Annotated in this window: 2 pseudogenes; both read left to right on the plus strand. The window is 48.5% G+C overall.

Annotated features, from left to right (window positions below):
• Positions 1–189 (plus strand): annotated as a pseudogene (locus tag SLS51_RS23015) (hypothetical protein); the annotation flags it as partial.
• A gap of 93 nt (positions 190–282) precedes the next feature.
• Positions 283–1,016: pseudogene (locus SLS51_RS23020) on the plus strand (hypothetical protein); the annotation flags it as partial.

Here is a 1,016-nt window from a genome sequence, read left to right on the forward strand (position 1 = left end):
GCGTTTACTTTCCTCAATGGCGATGGGATGACTGTTTCTCGTCTGGGTCTCTCGATTACCCTGTTTTTTAAACAAGGCTACACCCAGGAGAAAAAACAGCGCATTCTGGCCTGCTATCGCCGTTTTCGTGAAGAATTTGGTACTCATCTGCGTTTTCATTGTAGTGGTCTAATAAAACCTAAAACCTAAAGTAAACAAAAGCCTAGTCGATTCTTTACATAAACAGGGCAGGAAAAATACTAAAATATCCCTAATTAACTCAACCTAATTTTGGAAAAGATAATGCCAATCTCACCCATTAGCGGCCATATGCCGCTTAGCCAAATACAAATTCCTCAACATGCCGCAACTTCTCCTCTACTCGAACAGGGCAATCGTCTGTTCGAACAGTCTGTTCGACGAGGCCCTCTGCACTTTCAGAGTTCGTCGCTCAAACATTTGTGCGCCGAGCTGCGCCAAATGCAGAGTGCTCCCAGCAGCATGCAAGCCCAGCGGGTGCAGAATGCCATTCAGCACTGGGAGAACAACCACCCCAAAGAGGTGATGGCCCGTGGTACCTGCCTTGCCGAGCTTAAACAGGTTCTGGCAGAACAAAGCGCCGTGGTGCGCACTCTCCAGCCAAAGGTGATGGCGACCGGTCTCCAAACGATATTAAAACAAGCCATGTCGGCCTTACCGCAATCTATCGCCGATCAGGTCACCAAAGCCCAGGCTGGCTGCACCACCACCTTGGCCTCCTCCGCGACAGCCGAACTGATGACGCACAATCAAAGCGACCAGCAGCACATCAAAGACAGTGATGGACGAAAGCCTGTTAATAACATGCCACCGCCCCCACCACCGCCAATGGCAGATAAAACGCAAAAAGTAAAGAAATGGGTAGTCAACACAGACTCTAAGCAGCTCCAGGCACTCAGATATTATTCCGCACAGGGATATAATCTTATAAATACCTACCTGCGCGGAGGAGAGTATGTCAAGCATCAAGCTATTGAGACACTATTGTCGAGAAATTA

Origin of the sequence: Photorhabdus africana (genome assembly GCF_035181445.1) — a bacterium.
Lineage (GTDB): Bacteria > Pseudomonadota > Gammaproteobacteria > Enterobacterales > Enterobacteriaceae > Photorhabdus > Photorhabdus laumondii.